We start from the raw sequence: 25,855 nt of genomic DNA on the forward strand, positions 1-25,855 counted from the left end.
TTTCCTTTCTTATCGCTTACTGCGCCAGTTTTCATCACGGCCGAGATTCGATTCTGTCGTTCGTTTTATATCATATAAAATTTCGCTGAAAAAGCGTTCAGGTACTTGCTTTGGCACGATGCGTCTCGCATCATCAACTTCGTCATAAGAGTATGAACCGCGGTTCACTGTGCCTGCTTTATAAAATTGAATTTCAAATAAGCATACATCGTCCTCTTCTTCATATCCTACTGGAGCACCTTCAAATGCAAGCTCCGCTCCTAATCCTGTGCGAGTGTCTTCCTTATAGAAAGTATGGTACACACCAGCATCTTCAACCGGTCCGCGATTCCAGCCGTACTTCGTCAACTTACCAAACAGCGAACGACCATTTATTTGAATGCCAGCAAACCTTTCCACAGTTACTTCCTCATCTTCCTTCGCCCGAAATACTTCGCGGGCAATTTGCGGGAATGGCTGGACAACCTCATAATCTTCTAGTTGTTCCTTCCATAATTCCCGTTCCTCTTCGGACAATTCTAGCGGATGGATCAGACCGATAACAGTGTCTGGCGTAAGTTCATGCTCTTCTTCTTCAATCGTATTGAACGTGCCGTCCTCCATATAACGGAACATCGCAAACAGTTTTCCTTCTTTATACTCGCCCCAAATAAGCGAGATAGCAAATTGCTGCATAATTGGATTTTCCACAAACAGAGACTTCCACGTATGTTGCGACCAATAGCGATTAAGAGAAAGTGCCATTTCAAGACGCAGCGTTTGCATACTAATGATGCTTCGAAGCTGTTTCTTTATAGACGATAACTCCGCCTTAGCCTCTTCTGCCTTTTCCGTATGATCTTTTGCATTTGGTTTCGGAAGCGACTTTATTCGTTTTCCTTCTTCTGTTTTTAACTCGATTTTCAAGTTTGGAGTTAAATAAGCAGTAAACGTCCTGCTTCCGTAATCAATTGTCTTTTCACCGCGTTTATTAAAACCAAGGTCCGGAACAAGCTGATCTTCTAGCTCTTCTTCTGTTATACCGCGTGTTTTAGCAGCGAGACTCAACGCTTCTTTCGCAGCATTACGCACCTGTTTATGTTTATATTTGAATGCCATAGTATTAATCGTCATAAGTGCAAGATGTGATGCAGACAACGCCAACGCCTGAACAGCTGCAGCAGCGATAGCTCCGCGCATGCCAACAGCCCACTCATCAATCTGCTTTTTGAGCAGCAGCGCCATTTCATCATCACTATGAATGCCGTACATCGAAAGAATACCGCGCTTCTTCGCTTCCGCCCCTTGAGAAATCCACAGCTGATAGATCGCTTGTATATTTTCTTTCAAATCTTGTTCATTCAAAGCGGCACCTATTGCTTCCGCCGCTTCCTTTTTCTCAATTACAGACTCCGATACATACTGCTGAAAATAAGCAAGCGGAAGCGTTGCATCTGCAATTGCATCGGAATCACGAAGACGAATTTGTGGTTCAAATCCGAGCCACTGCACGAGTGCGTTTCTTTTTTGCGGTGTTAAAATACGTGTACAAAGGGCTTCAATACTTCCTGATGCTCCTTCTAAGCCTTCATCACCAAGCAGCGGAGCAAACTTCTCCATCAAGGAAGCATTTTTCTTTTCTTGCAAAGCTTCCTGCACAAGCTGTGTATATTCTTCAGATTTATAGTATAAAAGTGTCTGCATTACATTTTCGCGCACGACTTTCTTTCTACTGTTTAGTTCCTTCGCTACATCCTCTGCAGCTTCCACATCTTTTGTAAGAAACTCGACTGCAGCAGCACGTACTTTTTTAGAGGAATCTCCGAGACTTTGAATGAGAAGAGCACGCGTTTTAACCGCATCATTCTTTGCCAACTCATCCAAAATGAAAATTCGTTCATCCGCAGAATACGCAGTAAATGTCTCTGTCACATATGCCTGTTCTTTTATAAACAAATTAACGAGCGCCTCTTTTGCCCTATTTTCCTTCCCACTGTGCCAGGCAGCTTGTTTAACTGAATGAGAAACGAGCTTCTCCTTCGATAAACCATAGGAAAGAAGATCTTCCAACATTTGTTCCAGCGAACCTTCCATATGAGAACATCGGTGCAGAAGTTCATATAAACTACAATTATAATCATTCACGAATTGAAGATTGAGCGCTGCTTCCCTCTTTGCCACTTCCTCTATATCCCAAAGGAGTGCAATTTCTAAGACAGGCATTCTCCAGTAATTATTTTGATGTTTCGAACTTTCGAGTACTTGCTTTATATCTGCAAATGACAATTTTCCAACTAAATAGTCACGATATGTATCACGTATATCAGATGACTCCGACGGAAGGATAACCGTTAAAAATTCTTCACGTACTCTATTTCGATTGAATTCACATCCATTTTCCGCCAAAAGCAGCGACACGAAAATATAATAACTTTGACTTAAATATTGCAGCGTACGCTGGACAAATTCCGGCTGCTCTTCCACCATACGAAACAACAATTGGTATTCATATACTTGGTCCAAGTTAACGGCACCTAAATGATGCTGTGTAAGACGATATGCAAAAAATCTTTCTTCTGAAACACCGAATTGTTCGCACAAATTTCGAATAGTTTCATACGCTTGTTTATCAAAACTCTTTGTTCTTATATGGTTTCCAAACTGATCAAGAACACGACACACATGAATCTTTGCATAATTCATAAAATTTTCAACAGAACGTTTCGCTAACAAGTCCATATATCGTCTTGCAACATTCGAATGCTGATAAATACGAAATAATAGCTGCCAAGTCACATCAGGTAAAGACGAACCGACGGAAACCTCATTGACAGATTCACCTTGAACGTATCTTTTAGCCAACTCTATCTTCTCTTGTGCTCCGTCCAGCTTCAGTATAAACTCCGCATGCTCTTGCAGTTCTTCCTCCAATAAAGAACTGTAAGTAAGAAATCTCTCATAGTCTGCATCGAGCATAAGCAGAAGCAAAAGCAGCTTTGGCCGACCTATTAGTACTTGCAGCTGTCCTTCTATGTACTCTGGGTTCTCCCGTATTAATTGTCTAATAAAAACATCCGCTTCATTTACATATCGCGAAGGATTTGTTAAGTACTTACAAGCAGATGCTACAAGCAGATCAAGCGAAAGGTCGCTTTTTTCGAAATAAACCTTCATCTCCGTAAAACTTACACGTGTAAAACGTACGAGAAGAACATTCAACAGTTGCTCCTCAAGTAAATAATAAAATAATCGAAAAAAGACTGGATCGTGCTTATACGTTTTCTCAAAATCCTGCATGAACTGCCAAGAAAAATCATTTCGCTTATTTTCGTGGATGGTCGTTCGTTCTATATGTTTTAAAACTTCCTCATCTCTCGTCTGCAAGTAACGTATTGCCAAATCCTCTTGTGCCCCTGTCATATTAAGGTGCTGAAACAACTGATATGTACCGACTGCCATCTTCTCTGCCTCCCTAGTTCTTTTATAAGTTCATCACTGCAACTTATAGTTAATTACATAACACAAAAATGATAGCGCTTATTTTTTCATATATCTGAAATTTATAATTCTAAAACACTTAATTGCGATAAACCGTTTTGTACAATATACGGAATATATTTACATTACTAGTATAGCATATTATTTTTAATACGAACATACGTTTCCGCGAAATGTATAATATATAACATCATCAGATTTCTATACTTGCGGTTTATAACTATATGTTCCGGTATATGGGATCACCTTACATGCCCATCAACTTAATAATTTTATAACACTCCAAACAAAAAATGTACATTTTCTCCTGGAGATGTCAATTTTTTCATTTTTCTACTTATATTATCCAAAATAAAATATGTATATTGTTTTATAAAAAATAATTATTTACGACGCCTTCTCTTTGCTTTTTTACGCTGATTTGTATGACTATATTTTTTTATATGAGTACTTCTGTTCTTTTTATAATTAGGTAACTTAAATATAAAAATAGTAATTGCACAAAAAATGAAAGATATAAGGGTTGCAATCATCCAAAGGTTAATATCATAGTCATATAGCTTACTAAAATACTTTTTGTTACGAGGAATATGGCTTACATTACTGTCAATTACTTCGAGAGTGCAAGGAATAACCCAAAAGGAACCAATTAACATAACAATTGTTCCAAAAATGAAACTGAGTATATGTTTTATCAAGTTCTATTCTCCTTTAATTATGTTTATTGTATACATTCATACTATATTTATCGTTTAAAACTTATAGTCAGAGTGATTTCTATATACTGTACAGCACGTTAGGTACTTATCCGTTTCTTTAATTGCAAAACATAACTGAAAACATTTCTTTATATTTCCAATTATATCATTCACCAAAGATAGTTGTCAGTGTAAGGTTTTCCTTTGCTTTTTGGCTAGAGTGCTGGCTCGTCGTGTGGGGGCGAAACCCCACGTATTACGTATCTAATTTAAAAATAGGGTTTCTTTGCCCATCCCCCTTTTTCGGGGGATGGGCAAAGAAACCTTAATAAGATTAGTTCAGGCTAATAACGCTTCCACTTGAATAGGTTTTGCTTTTCCATATTCAATTACGTTAAGTTCCTGGGGTTTTTCCTCCAAAAACCCCTAGCCAGCACTTACACCCAAAAACAAGGGGAAAATCTTCATACTAGCAAAAAATACAAAAAACCGTCCATCTGGACGGTTTTACTTTTTACATATTAAATTATTGTTTTTATTATTCTATTTCTCGTGAAGCAGGTTGAGGTTCAATGGATATTTCTTGCTGTTGTTTAGCAAATAGATTTGCTAATCCTGCTATTTCATATGGAAACAGGATGGTACTATTTTTTTCCGCTGCAATCTCTGTCATAGTTTGTAGTGTACGTAATTGTAGTGCCGCTGGCTGTTTACTAATTAATTCGGCAGCTTGAGAAAGCTTTTCAGCGGCTTCATACTCTCCTTTTGCAGCAATTACCTTTGCAACCCGCTCACGTTCCGCTTCTGCTTCCTTAGCCATTGCACGACGTAACCCTTCTGGAAGGTCCATTGAGCGTATTTCTACCCCTGTTACCTTTATTCCCCATGGTTCTGTAGCTTTATCTAACTCTTTTCGCAACAGATCATCCAATTTTTTTTGCTCAGTGAGCATTTCCTGCATCGTGTGAGCACCGAGGTTTGAACGAAGAATCGTTTGAGCTACAGTCGAAGTTGCTTTACGGTAATTTTCAACATCAAGAAGTGCTTTTTGAGCATTAACCACTTGATAGTACACAACAGCATTTATGGTAACCGGAACACTGTCTTTCGTAATTATATCTTGATTCTCAACATTTTCGACTCGAATACGCATATCCACTTTTTGTACTGTTTCGATTAATGGTATAATAAACTGAATGCCAGGTTCAATCGAACGAGTATAACGCCCTAATCGAAGTACAACACCTTGTTCATACTGTTGTATGATTCGAATCGAACTAAAAGTAACAATGGCTAAAAGAACAATTAAAAAAATTAGAGGTATTATCATACGAAGTCAACTCCTTAAATAGGCAATAATTGCTTGAATTTATAAGCTATATCCATTTTACCAAATTTTCTTATTTTCAACCAGGATGCCATGTACATTTTAACGCTTTGGAGATAGTCTCATTTCTTAACTTAATGGGCATAGGGTATTTTTTTAAAATACCCCGCTAATCAAAAAATACAAAAAAACGTCCCTCAGGACGGTTTTACTCTTTACATAATTGTCGAAAGTGGAAGTTACATATTACTAGGGGTCACACGACCAAAAGGAAGTTAGGATATTTCTAGAATAACAGGTACTACTGTACAATATATTCTGGCTTGATATCCTGCTTGGATTGAACCTCTATGAGATTCTTGAGAGCAGCTTCATCTTTAATTAGATCCGGTTTGAGGTATGCGTACTTTCCTTCCATTTCAGGTTGATTATAACCTTTCTTTTCCCTACCTATAGAAGCTGAACTTACTCCAAGGTTATTATAACAAATAACAAGATACAGGCTCTCTGCTCCTTTTGGTACGGATCCATTTGCCACATACTCTACTTGATAAGTTAATAGGGATGGTGAATCTTGATATAAGATGGAAAATGTCTCCTCCTTTTGAGTATATCCTTTTGGTAGAAAGTTTTTAGCAATTGCAATACCTTCTTGTAATCTCAATATTGTATTATCTTCAGGAGTAGTGCTATGTGGAGATATGTTGACAGAGGCAACATATCTCTGTTCCTGTTCATTCTTTCCCTCAAAATAAGAAAGCGTTTCTTGAGAAGATGGGTTGATCTGTGATGAAATCCGACTAGATAAACCTAGCTTTGCGTAATATTCTTCCCATACTTTCGTAGGCTCGTTCAATTTGGGGGCATCTACATCCTTAATTGCTTTCCAAAATTCTTCAATTTCCTTTTTCGTTTTTGCAACTAATTTTAATTCCGGTTGTTCTTTTTCTGTTTTGCTTGTATTTGCAGATGTTTTAGATTGTTCACTTGTCTTTTTCTCCGTTGAACATGCAGAAATAGTAAGTAAGCATGTTAATAATACTGAGAATATTCCAATTATTATTTTCAACATTTTCTCTCCTTTTGTAAAAAATATTAACCTTTTAATTGTAATCTCTCAGGACTGGTCACAGGATCGCTGCCCTAGTCTGTCAGATTATTTACATTAAATGTAAAACACTTCAAAAAAGCAGTACAAGGAACCATATTTTTCTAATTGTACCATCTGGAGGAAGCAACTTGTTATAAAAACTGGATGTATAGGATATTCATGTAAAGTTAACATAACGTATCATTATCAGTAGCAAGGTAAACAGGCGGATTCTCAGCCTCACAAGGAATCCGCCTGTTTTTTTCTATGACTCTATTCACTTTTTTATACATTCCTATCCTAGAGTGGGTTTCAGGGTTCCCATTTGTTACTGGATTGGCCGAAAAACTGTATAAAATCTTGTATGCTCTTAGCGTGGGGTTTTTCCGAAATGATGGCGGTACCCCTCTCATAAAGAACCGTACGACTTACACCAGTAACTTCACATATCTTTTTCATTATCTCTTTTGTATTTATTTATATAAATATATAATGATAGTGTAATTTCCAATATTTAAAACACGAGGTGACAATATGCAAAGTTACGGTTCACTGGTAACCTTTATTGTTCTTTGGACAATCCTTTTATTTTTCAATCTCTATTCTGTCTATGATAAATACACAACAGGAAGTTCGTATTATTGGTTTCATGTTATTCTAGCAATTATATTTCTTATATCATTAACCAGTAATATACGCGATATTTTAAAAAAGAACTACACAACTTCTGAATCAAATTAAGGATCCGCTACTTTAATTGTTCTACTAGGGGTCACCTTACATACCTATTAACTCCAGAGATTTTAATACCTTCATATCCCCAAAAACGTTATCCGTTCTAAACAGGCTAAATTAGAAAGGATGACGTTTTTTTGTTTTATGGATACATTTTTTTATCTTGATGGCGATGTGTTGCCGCCTCATATATGGTGACCCCTATATATCATTATATTTTTTTGTAAAGTTTAATTGTTGTAACACTTATAGGGTCACTGCAACAAGTCTTGTGTGTTTGTTTAGCACCATAAGTAAAATCATTCTATTTGACATTAACTTATTCCCTAGCTAACAATTAAAATATTCTTTTAAAAACACATAAAATGTTGACCAAGTTTCCTTTAACTCTCCACTTAAAAGCAGCTCATCTCCCCCTTCAAAATGAACCGCATAAACTTTATCAGTTACACTATCAAGCACTAGTACGGCATTTGCTGACATTTCACTTAAAACTAGATACTTTTTAGGAAATCCATGCTCATTTCGGGCAATCATTGTATTTGATTGAATATTGCTCTCCTCATCTATAATATCTAACAACTCGTAGGGAACGTGCTCTTCCCAAAAAGGGCCAGCATACCGATCATAAAATTCACTAAATGTATCAGAGACTTCTACACCTAAGCTAATTAAGGCCTCTTTCACATTTTTCTTATCTTCACGTTTATAAATGTCTTCTCTAAGAACTTGGTCTAATTTATCAGGCAAAACATTCACTTTCATTCCCTCCTAAAGCTTCTTTCCCTGTGATTTTCCAACGATTTACAAAACCTTTTTTAGTGTTCCCAACCAAACTTCCCCAACATTAACCTTATAAAGAACGTCATCTCCATCACTGAGCTTAATCTTCTGGGTTTTATAAGCCTTATTTATTATTTCATTTACCTCGTCTTTTGTTCTAAACCCTGTTACTATATCTTCTTTTAGTTCCTCATCCCAATACATTTTGGTATCAATGTGAGCTTCCCAATCAAACAAAGCTAACTTATCCTTTAATGATTCATATTTATGAAATGGAAATTTCTTTGTAGTAAGGTTTTTGTCAAAGGTATCATTGTAAGTATTTATACAATCCTTGTAAGAAACGACAATTTGAGAACTTATAAAGTCTGGTTCATATAACCAAATTTTCAGGTAAAAGTTTTCATCCTCCATTGTCATTTTTTCATACCAGTTTAGATATACATCTATCATTTCACTTAATAATAAACAGTTATACCAATTAGGAGGATTTCTACGGACTAAAGAATAAAAGGGATGAATCCACAACTTTGCATAATCTCTTTGATGCTCACGAATGTAATTCATATCTATGTCGATTACATTTTGCTTCCATCTTTCTATCTTTCTCTTATGTCGTTTCCACCCTCGTATTTTCTTCTTTTTAGAGTGATAAAACTCTTTCATTCACACACATCCCTTCCACCTACTGATTTCCAGCTAATTTTCTATAAGTTATTACTATCTCATAATGATTGTATTGAGTCGTTTCATACCATTTTAAAGTTGATTTCTTCAGTGGTGGTACAAACACGTTTGATACGGATATCGCGTGTCAAAAAAGACAACAAAAAACCGAAATGACACTAATTTATCAAATCGGTTTTTATTCTATATGAAAGAATTTCTATCAGCCTCTTTTAATTTACTAAGAATTTCATTAGCAACGCCCTCGAATCTTTTAGGATCGTCAGAAATAATTTCATTAAGCAAATTGATTACTGTTAATTTTATATCACTATTCATTCCTACAAGAATTTTAGCATACTCACTTCTATATAAATCATTATTTAAAATTCTTATGTTTAGTAGCATTGCCCATTCTTTTGCACTCTCAACCATTTTTGGTAAAGCTTTAGGCATCTCTGTCAGATATTTTTCCATTTCAAAACTTTCAATAAAATGAACTAGACCAAACATAACTTCTTCCTCTTGTGTTTCATCATCAAATATCATACACAAGTCTTTAATAAGCTTCTCATCATCATAATCTGCTAAGTTTTCTAATGCATCGTCAAACTCTTCACATTCTGATTGATTTTTTAAAAACCTACAATTATATAATCTCTTAATCTCAAATCTACTATCCATATGAACTCCCCCTTTAAAAAAATTAACAAAATCAATAGCTTTCATTTTAAAGTCAATTGAAAAAGATCTTCTTTTCCCCATAAAAAAATCCCCTCCTTAATAAACAGTACAGTAACTTTCTCTCAACTGTCTACCATAGGGGGAATGCCACAATACAAAAGTCATTTTTTTAAAACTGCCTAACTTTTTTAACGTCCTTTACAAAGGACATATTTCACAAAATTATTAAGTATTTTTATTCATTTGTTATCAAAGATTTTCTATTCAGTGTCTTCTAATATTCTATCATCTAATTCTTCTCTTTCTCTCGCTATTTCTCTATACGTTTCAATTAAATTGCTCAACAGTTCAAGAGAGATCTGTCTATCTTCTTCCTCAAGAATCCTTACTTCTGCACCCAGTGCGTCCAAATTAACAACAACATTTTTAAGTTTAATCAATTCTTCTGTATCATAATAATTAAACTTTAAAACTGGAGTTTCATCTTCTATATTTCTTTTTAGCTCACTAATTGATTTATGACTAAATTTTCTTAAAAAGGTAATATACTTAACAATATTCTTATCTGGTCTAACTATTAAGGACATATCATGCACTTAAAACCCTCCTTAAAAATGGAAAACATCTCGTATCGGCTCTCCTGGTAAACTATTCCCCCCGTGCCATCCATACAAATCATTAATCGTAGCAAGGAAAATCCCTAGAAATACCAAATATTACACCTAATAATTTATTTGCTGAGGAATTTAAAGTTTGTGATCAAATGGGAAACGAACTTGTAAAATTTATTGAAAAAGGAGAAACTTAGAATGTTGAAATGGAGAGAAATAAAAAACAGCCTTTCCTAAATTATAGTTTGTCTATATCAATAGGCCTCTCCTCAACAAACCCTTCATACCATCTGTCCAGTGGAAAATGTGCAGCCTTTACTATATCTAATGTGTTTATTTTAAGAACAAACATACCTCCTCGTTCAAGTATTCTGATTAACGGTTCATATACACTTAGATATTTAATAACATCTGGATTTTTATCAGCATACTTAGCTAGTTGGATGTAGTATTGTATTATATTTTTGATATATATATTTTCACTTGAAAACGCTACAGTTTCTGAATTGCAGTAGTCGGAAATAATTACTTCTTCCTCCACATCACCAAGTAGTTTGGCTATATTTGCAACTAGAGGTTTTATTGGTTGTATTGATTCCTCCTCAAAAAATTTAGCTAATCTCCTCAAAAATTCATAGCCTAAGGTAGCTTCTGCTTCCGATGCATTTGTACCCACTATATCCCATTTTACATTATTAATTCTTACTATTGCCTCGTTCATATACACTTTTTTCACCTCAAAGTTAGTAATACATATCTTAAAAATAAATATTTTTTCGTAGTTTCAGATGTTGGTTTGGAATAAAGTAAGATTAAAAATGTTTTGCCAGTTCTCATTTACTGAGAACCAAAAAAATCTATTTTGAAAAAAAGATTGTTCAAAATAGATTCTTTCTTTGTGTTCGAGTGTTCAATTTTTATAAAAAAATTTGATCATTTTCTACCTGTGTTGCTCTACAATCGCCCTCTTTAGTTCAATAACTCTTGAACATTACCGTATATATAATTTTTTAATGACAAAAGTTCATCTGTCTCCAAATTATAAATATCTTTCTCATTTGTATAACTGTTAACCACTTTTTGAATAGTAAAGCTCATTTCTTTTGGAAATGATGCTCCCCCCCAGTTACCAGCTTCTTTCTTGGAAGAAATAATCCCTTCTTTTAGATACCAAAAAACCCCAATCAAATTTAGAGTACAATAGATTGGGTCCTCCTCAATATTTTCTAAACATTCTTGAAAATCCCCCATAATGGAAGATATATAATGTGAACGTGGAACCAAAGGAAAGACTTCAACAATTATTTTTCCTTCTATACAAATTCCTCGATGATTGATTATAGTTATATGTGCAGCTAAATCAGGATCAGTCGTAATCTCTCCATTTAAATATTTATTTGTCCCTTTTGATAACTCCTCTTCATACCGTTCTCTCCAGAATTCACTATAATGAAAATCAAAGGGGCAGGGATGCTTCCAATTTTCTAATTGTTCTTTGTTCAAGAAACTTATTTCCAGTGGAAATGGATCATTAGAACAAGTTAGAAATAACTGTGCCAACTTTCTTTTGGTTTCACTAGCCATCGAATTGTTCGTGACAACCAAAACATCAATATCACTACTTTTCGGATTAAATCCTCCCATCGCCAAAGAACCGTGTATGTAAAAACCAATAATATCGTCCTTAATAATTTCTTTCGTCTCACTTAGGATGTGAAAGACAAAATCTTTTATATCAGAATGGCAATTTTCCCAACTATATGTCATATTTATATCCCCCAATATATTTCTTCCACTTAACTTAATAACAATTATTTCATAATCACGGTCCTTGAACAATTATTTTATTCCAGAATATTACTTTTAATAGAACAAAAAAGCCCTGCATATCATACAGGACTTTTAATCAATCCCTTGCACATAATTCACCTGTTTATATTCTTTCGCGTATAGCATGTAATCTTTTATTTTAAACTCATTTATTATTAAAGAATTATAGAAACATCGTGACTCTATTTCAAATTCACAACTGGCAAGAAAAACTCTTGCTTTATAAGCATAATAAAAATGCCAGGTTGTTGACTAAACAATCTGGCAACACCTTAGTCGAAGAGAGTGTTTAGAACAGTCCGTATCGAATGTTCTCCATACTACATCAAAATAGACTATATATTTCTCTAAAATAAAAGATTATCCATTTGTAAATATTTAAATAGAATAAAGCTACTTCTTTAAATCCTCTCTTACTTTGTCGATATTTAAGTATTATCTGTTGAACTAAAAAACTATATTCCTTTATTGTATCTTCAAATAATCCCCTAACTGAGGTAAATTTATCAAAGCCTTTTTTTGTTCTAGAATTTTAATTAATTCCCAGTATTCCATAGTAATTGCCGAAACTTGACATGAAGCCTCGACAGGCATGCTTTCCCATCCAGGACCCAGTTAATCAATGCACCTGGCTCGCCGGCAAGTCTAACATACCCGCCACTCCATATAAAGTTTCTGGGACTGTTCACTTATGTTAGTTAGAAGTATACCCAGAATTGACGGTAAGTCTACTTAACCTTTATTTTATTGTCCAGTTAAGTGTAGCCGATTCATTATAAGGATTTTTTTCTTAGGCTAGCAAAAACCCGTTTAAAATACTCTTCTAATGCCACTTCACCCAACTTAGGCTTAAAATTCAAATCCTGTCTTGATGTAGTAAGGTCATAGTGTCTATTTATTCCACCATAATATAATTCTACTTGACTTCTAAGTAGTGATGGCTGAGTATTCTTTTCCTTTGCTTCAAATTCAAGTTTATCAGCTAAATTTAACAACTGTCCTTTAGTATATTTTTGTGGTATCTCAAGATTAGGAATAAATTTTTTTGCAATTTTAATGATATCTTCTAAAGTTACAGGCTCTTCATTAGCCAAGATATATCTTGTACCCCTTACACCTTTTTCCGCTGCAGCAATCATACCTTTCACAACATCAGTTACATCTATTGGTGTCATTTCACTTATATAGTTAACTTTCATCTTTCCTAAAAGAATACTATCGAAGCCCAGTATGGTTGGAGTTTTCTTTAAAAACTCTCCACCAATCATTGCACCAGGAAGAACACTAACCATATCCAAATCATATTTCTCTGCCAGCTCCCAAGCTGTTCTTTCAGCTCGTGCTTTTGAATCAAAGTATGCATTTCCATGACTGTTTTCAAGCCATGTAGTTTCATCAATTTTACCCTTTAAGTTTGTCTTGTCCAATGACAATGCTGCTACGGAGCTTACATATACTATTTTTCTTACATTTGCTTCTTTAGCAGCCTCCATTATATTTTGAGTTGCCTCAACATTAGGAATAATTATCTCTTTTTCAGGATCTTGTGCCCAATGTTTAAATACAGCAGCTACTTGATATAAGGTATTCACTCCATCAAGTGCTTTATGAAGTGATTCTTTATCCCTCAAATCGGCGTAGACGATTTCACAATCAAGGCCTATAAATGGTTCTTTGTCATTTAAATCTCGTACACTTGCTCTAACAGTTTCTCCTCTTTTTAATAATTCCCTTACCAAGTTGTTACCCAAATGACCATTTGCACCTGTTACCAAGGAAATTTTCTTCATAAATAAATCCTCCTAAATCAGTGATTACACCAGTTATCATAATGCGATAATAGCCTGTTGTAATTGACATATGTAAATTGCAATAAAAAAACACCAAATACTTTTATTTGATGTTTCCTAAAAACGTTTATTCTATTTTCATACTTCTCTTAATTCTACTAAGTGAGCTTGCTCTAATTCCAATATAAGAAGCAATATATGATTGATTTATTCTACTTTCTAAAGAAGAATACTCTCTTTTAAACTCCATGTACCTTTCCAGTGCATCTTTCATAAGTAACGCCTGTTCTCGATTTAGCATACCAACAAGAATCTTCTGAATATAATTAGTGAATATAATCTTCATTTGATTAGTTTTCTTCATACCTTGGTCTATGGAATTATACGGAATAACTACGCAAATGCTGTCTTCCAGGCTTTCTACACTAAATCTAGCTTCTTCAACTCTTAATAAACCCTCTGCACAGGCAAATTCCGTTTCAGCTGCAAAACATTTTGTCACATCATTCCCTGCAGCATCTATATAATAGCCTCTCATAATTCCTTTATGAATATAATACAGTGAAGAAACTCTTTGCCCCTGCCTTAAAACAATTGTACCCTTTGGTACCATCTTTATATCAGCTGTTGAATTAAATAAGTATTTTAAATCTTCTTCCAATTCCAGCTTCAAACCAGCTTCAATATAATCACTCGGCTTATTAAGCATAATTCATCACCTCTATAAATATATAAGGCATATCCTTTATCCACAATTTACTATTATAGCATTTAACCATGTCAAGCAACATAATAGATTTACTTAAAATTCAATACAATCCTTTAGGGTTTTCATTTTCTGACATCGGTTTAAGGAAATTTGAACCAACAACAATAGCATGCATCTGTTGTTGTACATTGACGCAAACAGGACAAACTCCATTCATTAGCTCGGTTTCATAACCCATCTGAAAATGATATGATTACAGTGGCAATAGCATTAATTATTACTTAATTATTGAAATACAAAATGAGAAAATGACAACGTGGAGGGGAATTTATGGGCTTTTTTAGTAGATTTTTCAAAAAAGTAGAACAAGCAAACAATGGAGAGGTAACCCTCAATGAATTAAATGAAGAATTATATGTTGAATCTCCAATAGAAGAAGCTAATAGTTTTTGGGTATCAATGGCACAAAATTTAATTGTCAATACTGTAAAAGCCGCCGACAATAATGTGGAACGCGCTTTTGTTTTGGTTAATTTTAAAAAAGGAGAGGCTTCTTTTGATATTTTTTATCAAATTAACGGGCAATTGTATTTCTGGAATCAGCTAGAAAATCAGACGATTAAAAATAGAATTAAGAATGAGTTGTTACCACAAGCTTCGGAAGTTTCAGATGCAGTAAACCTGCAATTTCACGAAGCGGACCATCCTACAATCTCGTTTGCAGAACTGCAATTTGAATGGGAAACAAAGGCCTGGTTTTCACACATCATCTGGGAAGACGATCCCGCCTCACAATTACCAAAAGCTCAAATATTAAACGAATGGTTCAGCCTAATTAAAAAGGAAACTCAGAATAAACCACTTGATAGTGATACAAAATTTTCTTGGTATCCATCAATCCCTTAAGGTTGATGAGCATGGGTGCTACCTAAACGTCAAGTAACTCCAAAATATACAATAAAGTGAAACTTTAATCAGTGGGGGTTTTCTTCATCCCCCACTGATTATTAGCCCTCACCAATCGGGCTTTTACGGGCAGTTTATCTCCCGCCTAACTTCTTAAGAAAAGCAGAAGCGGCTCGCTCAGAATCGCAGGACGTTGGAGCACCTGACAGAGAGGCGCTTTTCGCCTCGTCCGAGGGGGAGAAACGACCGGAGATTCTAGCCGCTAAAGCTGGACAATGCTTCCGCTGAATTTTGAGGTGGGAGTATTACTGCCCACGAATAGCGGGATAAAAGTTGATTTTGGAATTATTTTTTGTCTACGTTTCAGATAAAATTAAACAAAAACCTTGTATAAAGGTGGAGAACAGATGAACATTCCTAAACAATTCATTAAACCCTTTCCTGCATATGAAGAAGTGTTTTATGATAATTTGGAGCAGCATAAAAAACACTTTTTACCCATTTGCTCTATAAACTTACAATGCATTGAACCAGAATGGGATGAATGGTTACATATTGTGTCAGCAAAGGAAATTCATGAGGGGTGTGTTGGCGATTTTACCCAACCATTTCACACGAATTTTACGAAAGAAGATACGTTAGGCTTTGATGTCGTTGACGGAAAGTATAAATTTGAAGCAGATTGGAATTACTTTGAAATTGAACAGAGCCCTTCCGACATTGTAGAGAAAGCCTATGCGCGTAATGAAAAAGACTATCAAATCCGTAAAGAATTTTTCCAACGCAATCAAAAAATTTATCCTTATTCTAGCTTTGGAAAAGAATTTACATCCGTAGAATCATTAGAGCAAGAGTTTATCGAAAAGCAAACAAATGGCTGGGGATTAGATTATCCCGAGGTAAATGGAATTTTGGATGATATACGTTTTATGACAGAAGAAGGGCAAGAATTATTGGAAGATTACGTTAGCGAAGACGAAATTTTTGACTATACCAATCTACTGTATGTACCAAAAGATGAAGATGGCCATCCATTTACATATGTTGGATTTGCTACAGGCTATTATTTTCAAGCTTATGGTGCGGATCGTATATACCTATTTTTCAATAAAGAATTAAAAAAAGCAGTAATTTGTTTTGAGTATACATAAGGTACAAGAAGCAAAAAAGGCCCTTGAGAAAAAGGGTGATTATATGAAAGCTTTACAGCTTACAAAGTGAAAAAGGAAATCATTTCGATTTCCTTTTTTGTATTCTATTCATACATCCGAAGATCATTGATAAATGTTTATCTATAAATACTTAATTTCTTTAACTAGTCATGAGCGTGGGTGAATTGCTCAACAGTTCAAGAGAGATCTGTCTATCTTCCTCAAGAATTCTTACTTCTGCACCCAATGCGTTCAAATTACGACATCCTGGTAACCCACTTCAGTTACTTTTTCATTTAATAGACGAAGCCCTAGTCCATTTTCTGTGTCCCATGTACAATCAAAGGTTATTCCAATATCTCGATCTTCATGAATATCTCCATATGGAACAACAATTCCAACTAAAGTTATCATCTCAAGTAATTGATTAGTTGTTTCGATTTGCGGATAATTTTCATTTACTTCAATATCATAACCTAGTTCATGTCGCTCTTGTTTGTAATAGTCTAATATTGATTGCAAAAAACTTTTTTGTAAGTGCTCCCAATTTTGCATAAGTGAGGTATAAGCCGCATATTGTTCTTTATCAAATTTACCATCCTCATCACCTTTGACCATCAATGCTATTTCGACTTCATTTCCAAAAAAATTAATGGTAGTATCCTTTGACCACCCATAATTATATTCAAGTTCTCCAAAAACTGCATCGTTTATTATCATTTTAAAATCTCCTTTTTTATTGGCGAATCCTTCAATCACAAATACAGACTTTAATAGATATCCATAAAATCAGGTAATTTTAATCAGTGGGGGTTTTCTTCATCTCCCACTGATTATTATCCCTCACCAATCGGGCTTTTACGGGCAGTTTATCTCCCACCTAACTTCTTTGCTTTCGCCGAATTTTGAGGTGGGAGTATTACTGCCCGTTAATGTGGGATAAAAAGTCGCTTTTTCTATTCTTTTTCATCCATCTTTTGCTTTAAATATTCAGCAATTTCTATTTCTCCTCTTTCAACAGCGAATGCATAAGCATCCATATCTCTCATGTTGTCACCAGAGTATTTTATAGAAATATCTATATTATTCTCAACTAACAATTTAACAATCTCAAAATGACCACCATATATTGCAGCAAACAGAGGATTTCTATCTGGTTCACTAATATCAATCTCAATATTATGATTAACGAGATATTCTGCAGTAGCCGCTCTTTCAAGGGCATTTGTAGAAAAGGTTCCACCCTGTGCATGAATATCTATCCCAGCACTAATGAGATATTCTATTATTTTTAAATGCCCATGAGCTGCTGCTACATGTAACCATGTACCAAAGGGCGTCATCCATGTTAACATTTCTGGGTCTTTCTCTAGCAAACCTCTTAACGTATCCAGTTGGCCACCTTTTATGGCACCTCTAATGTCTTTCGCAATTTGAGTCTTATCCATTTTAGTTTCCCCTTTAATTTTTATCTTCCAGAAGCGGCTTGTTTTCAAAGGTCTTCTAGTATTTCAACAATATCAATCTCTCTTACTTATTCTTTTTCGCCCATCTTCATCTTTAAATATTCAGCAATTTCTGTTTGCCCAAATTCTCTAGCATATTCATAAGCATTCATATTCTTAATATTTTCTCCAGTGTATCTAATTGAAATATCTATTCCTTTTTCAACTAGAAACTCAACTACTTCTTTATGTCCACCATAAATCGCTCCAAATAATGGATTTCTTTTTGCTAAGGTCACATCTAATTCTGCGCCTGCCTCTATTAAATACTTTACTATCTCCAAATGCCCCGCTCCTGCAGCCAATCTTAAAGGGGAAGCATCAAATATATCACCTTTTGTATTCACATCGATTCCTTTACGAATCAGATATTCTACTATTCCAAAATGTCCTTTCTTTGCTGCAACATGTAACCACGTACCAAATGGTGTCATTGAATGTAAAGATTCTGGATTATCGCCTATTAAACGCTTTACTTCATTACTATCACCAAGCTTAATAGCATTTCTTATAGTTTTATTGAGACTTTTTTCATCCATAACATTACCTCCTGTATTTCTACTATCTTGTACTAGCTATGTCTCCTAAATCTTTAACAGCTTCAACAATATCATCAAAGTCACCGCCCATTGCTTCAACAGCCCTTAACCGATTAACTACTTCCTCTAAAGCATCAAGACTATGTTGTCCAAAGCATAAATTATCGAAAAAAACACCTGATGTCCAAAAGGCAATCAAGTGCTTTAAGTTTAAATGTTTTCTAAATGTAAACGACTCTTAAAGTTTGTGTTTTTTATCATTTTATAGTTTGATCAGACTTCCTGCATTGCCAATTGTTCATATAAATTCTTTGGAGTGGTACGTTCAGTAGAACCTCTTCCAAGAGATTAAACAAAAGCGATAACTGGGTTACCAATTATCGCTGACTAATCCAAACCATTTGGTGCGCTATAAAGTAACAACGATTTTATTATCTATGATAGTTCTAAAGTTAGAGTAATTTCTCATCATATTATTACCGTATACACTAACAGCCTCATTACCATATATCATACTTTCATAATTACCTTTAAATTCTTTTTTTATTGACTCTTCCAAGCTTGCATAGTATCTTTTGGTAGCTTCTTCTGCTAATTCACGAGATCCATGTGTTAAGATAAAACTAATATCAACCACATAACCATTTGGAGGATAAAAGCCACTTATAACAACCTCTTTTACAAAGTTGTCCAGATCGTTCGCGCATCTTTCTACAATTGGCATAAATACACTATCTAAACAATTAGTGAATTCATTAACTGTCCGGTCCCAATCTTCTCTATTTGCTACGTTCCAATATAATTGACCACTTGGCACATTACATTGACGTATATTGATATAAAATATTTTATCTTTGGATTTTAAAGGGATAATTGCACATTCACCATAAAATGCTACATTTTTATCAGATATATTATTCCAGCTTGTATAAAAAAATATCTTATAGATGAAATTCTTATCTTTTTTGGTCATCCAACGACTAGACTTAGAATATTTCCAACCACTATCTAAATACTTTTCGGATATTAGATTACATACATTCTTAAATGCTTCATTTGCTTTCATACCTACACCTCAAAATTAGAACATATCTTTAACTGTAAACAATTTAAAGGTTATTACTTTTTACCTCCTCAAACCACTCATCAGCGATATGATCTGCCGTTTTAATATCATCATTCGTATATACTAAATCATACTTGTATTCAGCTTTGAAGTTTCCACTCTTAACATCATATATTAATTTTATCTCAGTGGGCATATCTCTTGTATATTCTTTGCATAAGTCTTCGATTTTTTCGATATCTTCACATATTATGCGCAATACCATAAGCCCTCGTTTTGGAGACAGATCATATCTTTCATCCCCAGCCTCCAATGCATCATTCACTTTATGAGGCTTCACATACTTATTGTTAACTAGATAAAAGAACTTGCTCGAAATAATACTTTCTTCACGTGAAGCGTAAACATACACTTTATCAGCTCTATCCTCAACAAATTCCATACATATGGATATCATATCTGCTTGCAATTCACTAAATCTATCTTCAAATTCTTTCACACTACTTTTGCACCCCTTAGATTAATTTTTAATAACCTCAGAGAACGCCTCACCATCAACAGTGTATTTTACTGAAAATTTCTCGGGACGCATATTATTCCCAGAGTAAATTATAGCAACATTAACTGTTACTTTTTGGCGAGGTGTTTCTTTTAAAGCTGCTGCCAATTTATTTTTTATTTACGCTACTACTAGATTTACCTTAATAACATACACTAATTAATTTTTAGTAATTTCTTCATAATAATTTTGCAACCATCCTATATCATCTTGTAAATATTCATATTCACATCCATTCAGACATTCCCTTATGTCAATATCCTTGTATAAATCTAAAATTATTTTTATATTACTTAAATCATCTTCATCAATATTTCCTTTATTTGTACTTTGTAGCCCTATTATAGTTGAAATTACAACAATTGATTCTATCCCATTATTTTGTATTTCTTCATAAAAATTATCATAGCATCTTCCAGCAGATTGCTCTGGTGTATAGTTATCAATATTTAAATATATATAGTAGTTCCTAGTAATCTCATATTTAATTTGAAAAAAGCTTTTCCCCATTTTTAATACCTCCATTTGTTATTTTTTCCTTTAACACAATATTTTAAAGTAAGATATCTTGAAATCCTATTTCAGTAATCACTTAAAAAATGAATAATAAACTCACTCATTTCTATAACTAAAACACAAAAAAGCACTCATCGTCGATTGTAGACAATCAAATGCTTTAAGTTTGTAAGTTTATGGTTTGTTCTCAGTAACAATAATTCGTATATTTAAAATTGCTTCTGATCTACGTATCGTTTTTATTTTTATAAATAAATATCATTATATAGCTCCATAATTGTCTAAACATCATGAGTTCTTTATTCTACACACTTATTTTCTTATATTACTAGTTACGGTAATTATGAGGTAAAAAGGTTCATTCACTACTGGGTATAAGTACTTTCTACTTAATCTCATCGTCATTAAAAATGGCCTCAAACTCCTCATCAGTATAATCTCTATTACTTGATAGATGATAACGATGTGTGATCCCGTTATGGTCTAGAACATGATCTACAACACCTTCCTCATCAGAAACAACAAAAGTAATTTCATCATCACCTTCATATGTCTTTGGGGTTATATCTGCCAAAACGAGCCACGCATTTCCTTTAATTCTATAAAATTCATTATAAAATCTTACGGACCTTTCTATATCATCATGTATGATCCCGTGTAAATTATGCTTTTTCTGATATCGCTTAGCAATTTGAATAGCTTGACTTGCAGTTAGATTTATTTCCTTTTCTTCCATCACTATTTCTCATACCCTTTCCAATTAGGTAATGGCCATTGTCTACTTCTAATGAAAAAAATATATCTTTGTGCGTCATATATCTCTTCAGCAATACCTTTTTCCTTATTCTTCATAATTTCATTATAAACGTACTCTTTTCTTGCTGATCTTGATTGTCTCAAATAATTTTCTTGTCCAAGTTCTCTAGATTGTTTAGCATGGTAAGATTCATGAGGGGCACTTAAATTTAATACCAATTTCATTCATGCCTTTCTTAAATTCCCTTAAATCTTGAATACTCATAATCCTTAATCCATCATCTGTTAGACGAGTTTGACCACTAACAGGCATCTCTTCCCATTCTTTAAAATCAAGATTATCCGTACCCTATGTTATAAAGTTAAAAAAGAAGCTGTTTTTCGCTTAAAAATCACGAAAAACAGCTTCTCAATGATTGGAGAATAAGACACTTTTATTTTACTTTATATTTCCCTTTAATTTTTTGTAAATATTCTTGCACTTCTTCAGCTTTGTCATCGTGTTTTTCAACATAAAAGTCGCAAACTACCTGCAAATAATTACACAACTCGCCAAAGGTGATAATATCATACCAATTTTCATCGACTCCATAATAGAATAATATCCTATCTTCCCCAAAGTAGCCCGTATCATTTTTTTCAAACTCATCTGAGTAAACAACACCAATAGTATCCCTTCTCATTACATCTTCATTACAGAAGCCATCTAAAACTTTTATAAAGTCGAAGTCTAAAGCGAATTTCGCTAGGACAGTAATAACAAAACTTTTAGTTAGACCATTCTTTTTAAATCTATCAATTAATAATTGATAATCTTCTTGAAAAATCCCCATAAAATGATTCACCCCTAAGCTGAAACAATCTTATCATTCTTAATTACCATTTCAATTACCATCCCTGCATCTGTACGTCCCCTAAATTTATAATTCATTCGTTTTAAGTCCATTCCATGTCTTTTCAATGAAATGTCATCTCGCCGAATTCTCACGCTTTTCTTTCTAGCCCAGTTGTAAAAATAAAGGAAGTCAATAGCCACTACGTTCTCCTAACGTCGCTATTGACTTCCTTTATTGAGCATGTATCTTTGTCAGTGTCCAAGTAACCCACAAAATAGGCACATTTCTCAACTTATTTTTCTATTTCTAGTATCAAGTCTTCCAAATGCAAAACATCTTTATTATTTTGACTAATGTTCATGCGAAAAGTTTCAAATAAATTTGCAAGAACATGAACGATCACCGTAACACATGGTGTTATTACAATCGTACATGGCCAAAAATTGCACATTCTAGATAGCTATGCAATCTTGATATTAACTTATAGGAAACCTTGACCGGATTCAAGGTTGAAGACGTACAATCTTAGGTCTATTTATAATACTTGATACACCTTTCTTGAAAAGGGATTCTATCATCGAGCAGCACCTCTTCTTGCAGCAATTTTGCTATATTCTCTATTTTTACAATGAATAGTGCGAAGAAGTCGCCCGAATTTGGATATGAAAATAGTCCATATCCCTTTGGTGACAGTATTTTGTTGACCTCCTTGATCTTTTCAGGTAAAAATTCATAGTTAAATGCTTCTAATTTCTCGAGTTCTTCTTGTGTTGCTAATTCAATTTGGTGGGCAAATTCGTAATCAAGAATAAAATTGACAATTTCTTGGTATTCCTCACCTTTATAGTCAACGTATAAAAACTGTTTCGTCGTTAATCCATATTTTAATAGGTCTTCATGTAAGTCATAACTTCCTTGCTCCTTCAAAAACGTTTCCAAATCCTTGCTATCAGGAAATATAATCTGTGCTATCCCTTTATCAGGCATATTAGCTTCCTCCCTTTTATTAAAATAATTCTCCATGCTTGTTAGGAATATATTCTGGGTAGTTTTTACGATAAAATTGATCGATCATCTGAAGCACGGGATCCCATTCAGGGTATGGCTCACGTTCTGCAAATACCATTTTCGCTTCTGGAGTATTCATCAGAAAATTATCGAATTGAGTAGGTACTGGCAACCCTAGTTGTTTCCTTACATGGATCAAGAATAAGATCTCAAAAGGATAAAATCCGAATCCGAAATCACCAAATTCACCGAACTGTCCGATTTCAGAAGCTAATGCAGAATGATACTGTGACATTATCGAAATTAGATGTTCTATTTCTTCTAAATCACCAGTCGACCAACGTCCCAGCACTTCATCATAAATGTTCAGGTCTTCAGGGATTAAGTCGCATCGTAGTTCAGCTTCCTTAAACTTATTTATCACGGCTAGATGCAATTTTTCATTCGTTCCCATGATAGTTTTATTTTTATACTGCAAGTACAGCTCTAGCAAAAACCAAATATGTCTATCTTCTTCATTGGCATCTATTAAATGTTCACCGAAGTGATGAGTCATAAAATCATATAATATATTTTCTTCTTTCTCCCATCCATACATTGCAAAATGAACTAATGTGAAGACGACTTCGCTAAACGAATATTCCAACATCATCCCAGGATACCTGATTGTATAGAGATCCTGTCCCATGCACTGGTAAAATAAGACCTTCTGCATGTTCTTTAATCCTTCTGCATTGTTTCCACCACTGATCAATACATCATTTTTCCATAGTGACAAGTGATATGAAGAAATTTGGTTTAGATTTATTAATAGTATGTGATCTTTCTCTGTTTCATTTTGCTCAACGATTTTCTCAATCTCTCTTCTATTGACATTATATTTATCTTTAACATCTTCAAATTTGATTCCATCCACAAAATTTTTGCTATATCTTTTAAAAGCCATTCCTAACTTTTTTTGATTTATCATTGCATCCTCCCTATGAATTACTCTATTTCCTTAGTTTAAATAGTCATATAATTTTCCATAATCATCACGTTTTCATTCATTGTATGTATAACCTATGTGGAAAAAGTCGCCAAGACCATCTAAAAAAGTTTCTGGCATTTCTAAACCTCCTCATTTTTTATTCACACAACATGCTAGATTTGTATTTTCTTAGCCACAATTCCATTTTTTATTCCAAAAATGTTCATACCGTCATTTTATTAAACCGCTTATATATTTGCCATTTTTCATGAAAATAAGCTGCATATTTTCAACTAAACTGTTTCACAAAGCTACAGGTGTGAATTCCACTTTACTCGATAATAAATGATTTGCTACTAGTATGACTACAAGCTAACTCATATCATCAATAATTTATTGCATTTTGTAATTTTTGTTTAAGTACTATTATAATTTAGTTATGTTATTATTCACTAATACATCTTGAACAATTTCAGATATATCTCTAATGATAACTTTCTCTGGAAACTGATTAGAGGTTGCACATACAGATAATTTATAATTAGAATCTATTTGGTATTGTGTAAAAAAATAAGAAGAATGGAGACCATCTTGTTTCACGATAATGCCTTCCTTCTTATTTTTTTTAATTGTAAAAGAATTTAAAGGAATCGAAAGACCCTTTCCTATTGCTTTTATATAACTTTCTTTTAGTGTCCACAAGTCATAAAAATAATCAATTTTTCCGACCGATGATCTAGTATTTAAATCTTCTACTTCTTCATCTGAAAAAAAGTGCGAAACTATTTCTAAGTTTATACATTACATTTTAAATCACTAATTATTGCATTTTGGATAAAGTCTTGCTGACTATGAAGAAAAAAATGATCCCCTTCTATCATACGTACTTGATTAAATCCTGTTGTAAGTTCTCCCCAAGCTTTTAGACTTCTCTCATCAATTCTTACATCTTGTAATCCACCAAAAACAGATATGGGACAGGTTAAAAGATTTCCTCTTTCATAAAGGTACGTATCACAAACTTCAAAATCCCCACGTAAAATCGGCTCATATATCTCCATTAATTCCTTATTTTCAAGTACTTCCTTAGGTGTACCATTTAGGTTACGCAATTCTTGAAGAAACTGCTCTTTAGGAAGATTATAAATAGTTCGATGAATATTTTTTAAATGTGGGGCTGCTTTTCCTGATACAAACAAGTGAAGTGGAGAAACATTCTCCTCTTTCACTAAAATTCTTGCTAATTCAAAAGCAAGGAGCGCTCCCATACTATGACCAAAAAAAGCAAATGGCTCATTCACATAAGGCAGTATTCCTTGTTTTAATCCTTCTACCATTTTACTTACTGAACGTGGTATCTCCTCAGAAAAACGTTTGTCTCTTCCTGGGAGTTGCGCAATATGTGTTTCAATATCAGGAGGGAGTGTCTTTTCCCATCCTCGGTATACCATACTTCCCCCTCCTGCGTATGGAAAACAAAAGAGTCTTAATTTGGGCTGATTCCGCACTAAAGGACAAGTAAACCAGTTAGAATTATTTATCTGTTGTGTCATATTATTTCTCCTTATCTTCTAGTAGCTAAATAGTATATCCAGATATATAATATACATTTCCAAAAATTAATCTCCTACCTAATCCCTCCC

At 34.0% G+C, this 25,855-nt stretch carries 29 protein-coding genes and 1 pseudogene; 3 read left to right on the forward strand and 27 right to left on the reverse strand.

Translation table 11 applies throughout. The features are described 5' to 3' along the window. Positions 1–9 precede the first annotated feature (9 nt). From MR076_RS18540 to MR076_RS18555, 4 genes are all read right to left on the reverse strand, one after another. Positions 10–3,438: a DUF4132 domain-containing protein gene (locus tag MR076_RS18540; RefSeq protein ID WP_242222999.1), complete on the reverse strand. Its 3,429-nt coding sequence runs from the start codon at positions 3,436–3,438 to the stop codon at positions 10–12. Between the two features lie 422 nt (positions 3,439–3,860). Beyond that, complete coding sequence (locus tag MR076_RS18545) at positions 3,861–4,175, reverse strand: hypothetical protein (protein ID WP_242223002.1); 315 nt, start codon at positions 4,173–4,175, stop codon at positions 3,861–3,863. Between the two features lie 538 nt (positions 4,176–4,713). Further along, positions 4,714–5,505 carry a slipin family protein gene (locus MR076_RS18550; RefSeq protein ID WP_242223004.1) on the reverse strand — a complete coding sequence of 264 codons (792 nt, stop codon included), beginning with the start codon at positions 5,503–5,505 and terminating at the stop codon, positions 4,714–4,716. 298 nt (positions 5,506–5,803) lie between these two features. Next, positions 5,804–6,571, reverse strand: a complete 768-nt coding sequence (locus MR076_RS18555; protein WP_242223006.1) for a hypothetical protein — start codon at positions 6,569–6,571, stop codon at positions 5,804–5,806. Between the two features lie 555 nt (positions 6,572–7,126). Between MR076_RS18555 and MR076_RS18560 the strand changes: the two genes are divergently transcribed. After that, positions 7,127–7,333: a hypothetical protein gene (locus tag MR076_RS18560; RefSeq protein ID WP_242223007.1), complete on the forward strand. Its 207-nt coding sequence runs from the start codon at positions 7,127–7,129 to the stop codon at positions 7,331–7,333. 324 nt (positions 7,334–7,657) lie between these two features. On the opposite strand, the gene MR076_RS18565 is transcribed toward MR076_RS18560, so the two are convergent. The 8 genes from MR076_RS18565 to MR076_RS18600 all read right to left on the reverse strand — a co-directional run bounded on the left by MR076_RS18565 (position 7,658) and on the right by MR076_RS18600 (position 14,400). Continuing rightward, positions 7,658–8,086: an SMI1/KNR4 family protein gene (locus MR076_RS18565; RefSeq protein WP_313897347.1), complete on the reverse strand. Its 429-nt coding sequence runs from the start codon at positions 8,084–8,086 to the stop codon at positions 7,658–7,660. Positions 8,087–8,131: 45 nt separating this feature from the next. After that, a complete protein-coding gene (locus MR076_RS18570; RefSeq protein ID WP_242223011.1) occupies positions 8,132–8,776 on the reverse strand; it encodes a hypothetical protein in 645 nt (214 codons plus the stop codon). A gap of 204 nt (positions 8,777–8,980) precedes the next feature. Next, complete coding sequence (locus MR076_RS18575; RefSeq protein WP_242223124.1) at positions 8,981–9,460, reverse strand: Imm30 family immunity protein; 480 nt, start codon at positions 9,458–9,460, stop codon at positions 8,981–8,983. A 260-nt stretch (positions 9,461–9,720) separates the two neighbouring features. Beyond that, the gene (locus tag MR076_RS18580) at positions 9,721–10,047 is read right to left on the reverse strand and encodes a hypothetical protein (RefSeq protein ID WP_242223126.1); all 327 of its coding nucleotides are present in this window, start codon (positions 10,045–10,047) and stop codon (positions 9,721–9,723) included. 262 nt (positions 10,048–10,309) lie between these two features. Beyond that, entirely contained in the window at positions 10,310–10,792 is a 483-nt protein-coding gene (locus MR076_RS18585; RefSeq protein WP_242223013.1) for a hypothetical protein, read from the reverse strand. Between the two features lie 248 nt (positions 10,793–11,040). Next, positions 11,041–11,838 carry an aminoglycoside adenylyltransferase domain-containing protein gene (locus tag MR076_RS18590; protein ID WP_242223015.1) on the reverse strand — a complete coding sequence of 266 codons (798 nt, stop codon included), beginning with the start codon at positions 11,836–11,838 and terminating at the stop codon, positions 11,041–11,043. A gap of 836 nt (positions 11,839–12,674) precedes the next feature. After that, complete coding sequence (locus tag MR076_RS18595) at positions 12,675–13,691, reverse strand: NAD-dependent epimerase/dehydratase family protein (RefSeq protein WP_242223017.1); 1,017 nt, start codon at positions 13,689–13,691, stop codon at positions 12,675–12,677. Between the two features lie 127 nt (positions 13,692–13,818). Next, positions 13,819–14,400, reverse strand: coding sequence for a Crp/Fnr family transcriptional regulator (locus MR076_RS18600; protein ID WP_242223019.1), 582 nt, complete (start codon positions 14,398–14,400; stop codon positions 13,819–13,821). Between the two features lie 330 nt (positions 14,401–14,730). On the opposite strand from MR076_RS18600, the gene MR076_RS18605 reads away from it, so the two are divergent. Both MR076_RS18605 and MR076_RS18610 read left to right on the forward strand, forming a co-directional pair. Then, positions 14,731–15,306 (forward strand): hypothetical protein, encoded by a 576-nt coding sequence (locus MR076_RS18605; RefSeq protein WP_242223022.1) that lies wholly within the window; start codon positions 14,731–14,733, stop codon positions 15,304–15,306. 407 nt (positions 15,307–15,713) lie between these two features. Further along, entirely contained in the window at positions 15,714–16,457 is a 744-nt protein-coding gene (locus MR076_RS18610) for a siderophore biosynthesis protein (protein ID WP_242223023.1), read from the forward strand. A 252-nt stretch (positions 16,458–16,709) separates the two neighbouring features. On the opposite strand, the gene MR076_RS18615 is transcribed toward MR076_RS18610, so the two are convergent. The 15 genes and pseudogenes from MR076_RS18615 to MR076_RS18685 all read right to left on the reverse strand — a co-directional run bounded on the left by MR076_RS18615 (position 16,710) and on the right by MR076_RS18685 (position 25,765). After that, positions 16,710–17,177 (reverse strand): DUF2004 domain-containing protein, encoded by a 468-nt coding sequence (locus MR076_RS18615; RefSeq protein ID WP_242223026.1) that lies wholly within the window; start codon positions 17,175–17,177, stop codon positions 16,710–16,712. Between the two features lie 236 nt (positions 17,178–17,413). Further along, the gene (locus tag MR076_RS18620) at positions 17,414–17,905 is read right to left on the reverse strand and encodes an ankyrin repeat domain-containing protein (RefSeq protein ID WP_242223028.1); all 492 of its coding nucleotides are present in this window, start codon (positions 17,903–17,905) and stop codon (positions 17,414–17,416) included. Positions 17,906–17,991: 86 nt separating this feature from the next. Continuing rightward, positions 17,992–18,501 (reverse strand): ankyrin repeat domain-containing protein, encoded by a 510-nt coding sequence (locus tag MR076_RS18625; RefSeq protein ID WP_242223030.1) that lies wholly within the window; start codon positions 18,499–18,501, stop codon positions 17,992–17,994. Between the two features lie 409 nt (positions 18,502–18,910). Beyond that, a complete protein-coding gene (locus tag MR076_RS18630; protein ID WP_242223032.1) occupies positions 18,911–19,567 on the reverse strand; it encodes a hypothetical protein in 657 nt (218 codons plus the stop codon). A gap of 43 nt (positions 19,568–19,610) precedes the next feature. Continuing rightward, entirely contained in the window at positions 19,611–20,066 is a 456-nt protein-coding gene (locus MR076_RS18635) for an immunity protein YezG family protein (protein WP_242223034.1), read from the reverse strand. Positions 20,067–20,087: 21 nt separating this feature from the next. After that, on the reverse strand, positions 20,088–20,234 hold the full coding sequence (locus tag MR076_RS18640) for a DNA/RNA non-specific endonuclease (RefSeq protein ID WP_242223035.1): 147 nt from the start codon (positions 20,232–20,234) through the stop codon (positions 20,088–20,090). Positions 20,235–20,285: 51 nt separating this feature from the next. Continuing rightward, positions 20,286–20,636: a hypothetical protein gene (locus MR076_RS18645; protein WP_242223036.1), complete on the reverse strand. Its 351-nt coding sequence runs from the start codon at positions 20,634–20,636 to the stop codon at positions 20,286–20,288. A 391-nt stretch (positions 20,637–21,027) separates the two neighbouring features. After that, complete coding sequence (locus MR076_RS18650; protein WP_242223037.1) at positions 21,028–21,378, reverse strand: hypothetical protein; 351 nt, start codon at positions 21,376–21,378, stop codon at positions 21,028–21,030. Between the two features lie 2 nt (positions 21,379–21,380). Then, positions 21,381–21,711 (reverse strand): annotated as a pseudogene (locus MR076_RS18655) (zincin-like metallopeptidase toxin domain-containing protein). A gap of 121 nt (positions 21,712–21,832) precedes the next feature. After that, positions 21,833–22,231 carry a ribonuclease toxin immunity protein CdiI gene (cdiI, locus tag MR076_RS18660; protein ID WP_242223038.1) on the reverse strand — a complete coding sequence of 133 codons (399 nt, stop codon included), beginning with the start codon at positions 22,229–22,231 and terminating at the stop codon, positions 21,833–21,835. A gap of 14 nt (positions 22,232–22,245) precedes the next feature. Continuing rightward, positions 22,246–22,434 carry a hypothetical protein gene (locus MR076_RS18665; RefSeq protein ID WP_242223039.1) on the reverse strand — a complete coding sequence of 63 codons (189 nt, stop codon included), beginning with the start codon at positions 22,432–22,434 and terminating at the stop codon, positions 22,246–22,248. Positions 22,435–22,765: 331 nt separating this feature from the next. Then, complete coding sequence (locus tag MR076_RS18670; protein ID WP_242223041.1) at positions 22,766–23,221, reverse strand: DUF6630 family protein; 456 nt, start codon at positions 23,219–23,221, stop codon at positions 22,766–22,768. Positions 23,222–23,240: 19 nt separating this feature from the next. After that, positions 23,241–24,212 carry a hypothetical protein gene (locus tag MR076_RS18675; protein WP_242223043.1) on the reverse strand — a complete coding sequence of 324 codons (972 nt, stop codon included), beginning with the start codon at positions 24,210–24,212 and terminating at the stop codon, positions 23,241–23,243. A 426-nt stretch (positions 24,213–24,638) separates the two neighbouring features. Beyond that, positions 24,639–25,010, reverse strand: a complete 372-nt coding sequence (locus MR076_RS18680; RefSeq protein ID WP_313897350.1) for a 4'-phosphopantetheinyl transferase family protein — start codon at positions 25,008–25,010, stop codon at positions 24,639–24,641. Continuing rightward, positions 25,007–25,765 carry a thioesterase II family protein gene (locus tag MR076_RS18685; protein ID WP_277928539.1) on the reverse strand — a complete coding sequence of 253 codons (759 nt, stop codon included), beginning with the start codon at positions 25,763–25,765 and terminating at the stop codon, positions 25,007–25,009. Before MR076_RS18685 ends, MR076_RS18680 begins: the two co-directional genes overlap by 4 nt. Between the last annotated feature and the right edge of the window lie 90 nt (positions 25,766–25,855).

The organism is Bacillus cereus group sp. BfR-BA-01380 (assembly GCF_022663535.1).
GTDB lineage: Bacteria > Bacillota > Bacilli > Bacillales > Bacillaceae_G > Bacillus_A > Bacillus_A cereus_BB.

Bases quoted from the DNA above. Each gene is read 5' to 3' on its own strand.
- MR076_RS18585 (WP_242223013.1), bottom strand. From the start codon at position 10,792: ATGAACGAGGCAATAGTAAGAATTAATAATGTAAAATGGGATATAGTG.
- MR076_RS18615 (WP_242223026.1), bottom strand. From the start codon at position 17,177: ATGATAATAAACGATGCAGTTTTTGGAGAACTTGAATATAATTATGGG.
- MR076_RS18605 (WP_242223022.1), top strand. From the start codon at position 14,731: ATGGGCTTTTTTAGTAGATTTTTCAAAAAAGTAGAACAAGCAAACAAT.
- MR076_RS18650 (WP_242223037.1), bottom strand. From the start codon at position 21,378: ATGGAAGAAAAGGAAATAAATCTAACTGCAAGTCAAGCTATTCAAATT.
- MR076_RS18570 (WP_242223011.1), bottom strand. From the start codon at position 8,776: ATGAAAGAGTTTTATCACTCTAAAAAGAAGAAAATACGAGGGTGGAAA.
- MR076_RS18590 (WP_242223015.1), bottom strand. From the start codon at position 11,838: ATGACATATAGTTGGGAAAATTGCCATTCTGATATAAAAGATTTTGTC.
- cdiI (WP_242223038.1), bottom strand. From the start codon at position 22,231: ATGGGGATTTTTCAAGAAGATTATCAATTATTAATTGATAGATTTAAA.
- MR076_RS18645 (WP_242223036.1), bottom strand. From the start codon at position 20,636: ATGGGGAAAAGCTTTTTTCAAATTAAATATGAGATTACTAGGAACTAC.
- MR076_RS18670 (WP_242223041.1), bottom strand. From the start codon at position 23,221: ATGCCTGATAAAGGGATAGCACAGATTATATTTCCTGATAGCAAGGAT.
- MR076_RS18625 (WP_242223030.1), bottom strand. From the start codon at position 18,501: ATGGATGAAAAAAGTCTCAATAAAACTATAAGAAATGCTATTAAGCTT.
- MR076_RS18550 (WP_242223004.1), bottom strand. From the start codon at position 5,505: ATGATAATACCTCTAATTTTTTTAATTGTTCTTTTAGCCATTGTTACT.
- MR076_RS18630 (WP_242223032.1), bottom strand. From the start codon at position 19,567: ATGAAAGCAAATGAAGCATTTAAGAATGTATGTAATCTAATATCCGAA.
- MR076_RS18620 (WP_242223028.1), bottom strand. From the start codon at position 17,905: ATGGATAAGACTCAAATTGCGAAAGACATTAGAGGTGCCATAAAAGGT.
- MR076_RS18610 (WP_242223023.1), top strand. From the start codon at position 15,714: ATGAACATTCCTAAACAATTCATTAAACCCTTTCCTGCATATGAAGAA.
- MR076_RS18540 (WP_242222999.1), bottom strand. From the start codon at position 3,438: ATGGCAGTCGGTACATATCAGTTGTTTCAGCACCTTAATATGACAGGG.
- MR076_RS18560 (WP_242223007.1), top strand. From the start codon at position 7,127: ATGCAAAGTTACGGTTCACTGGTAACCTTTATTGTTCTTTGGACAATC.
- MR076_RS18595 (WP_242223017.1), bottom strand. From the start codon at position 13,691: ATGAAGAAAATTTCCTTGGTAACAGGTGCAAATGGTCATTTGGGTAAC.
- MR076_RS18575 (WP_242223124.1), bottom strand. From the start codon at position 9,460: ATGGATAGTAGATTTGAGATTAAGAGATTATATAATTGTAGGTTTTTA.
- MR076_RS18580 (WP_242223126.1), bottom strand. From the start codon at position 10,047: ATGTCCTTAATAGTTAGACCAGATAAGAATATTGTTAAGTATATTACC.
- MR076_RS18685 (WP_277928539.1), bottom strand. From the start codon at position 25,765: ATGACACAACAGATAAATAATTCTAACTGGTTTACTTGTCCTTTAGTG.
- MR076_RS18675 (WP_242223043.1), bottom strand. From the start codon at position 24,212: ATGATAAATCAAAAAAAGTTAGGAATGGCTTTTAAAAGATATAGCAAA.
- MR076_RS18600 (WP_242223019.1), bottom strand. From the start codon at position 14,400: ATGCTTAATAAGCCGAGTGATTATATTGAAGCTGGTTTGAAGCTGGAA.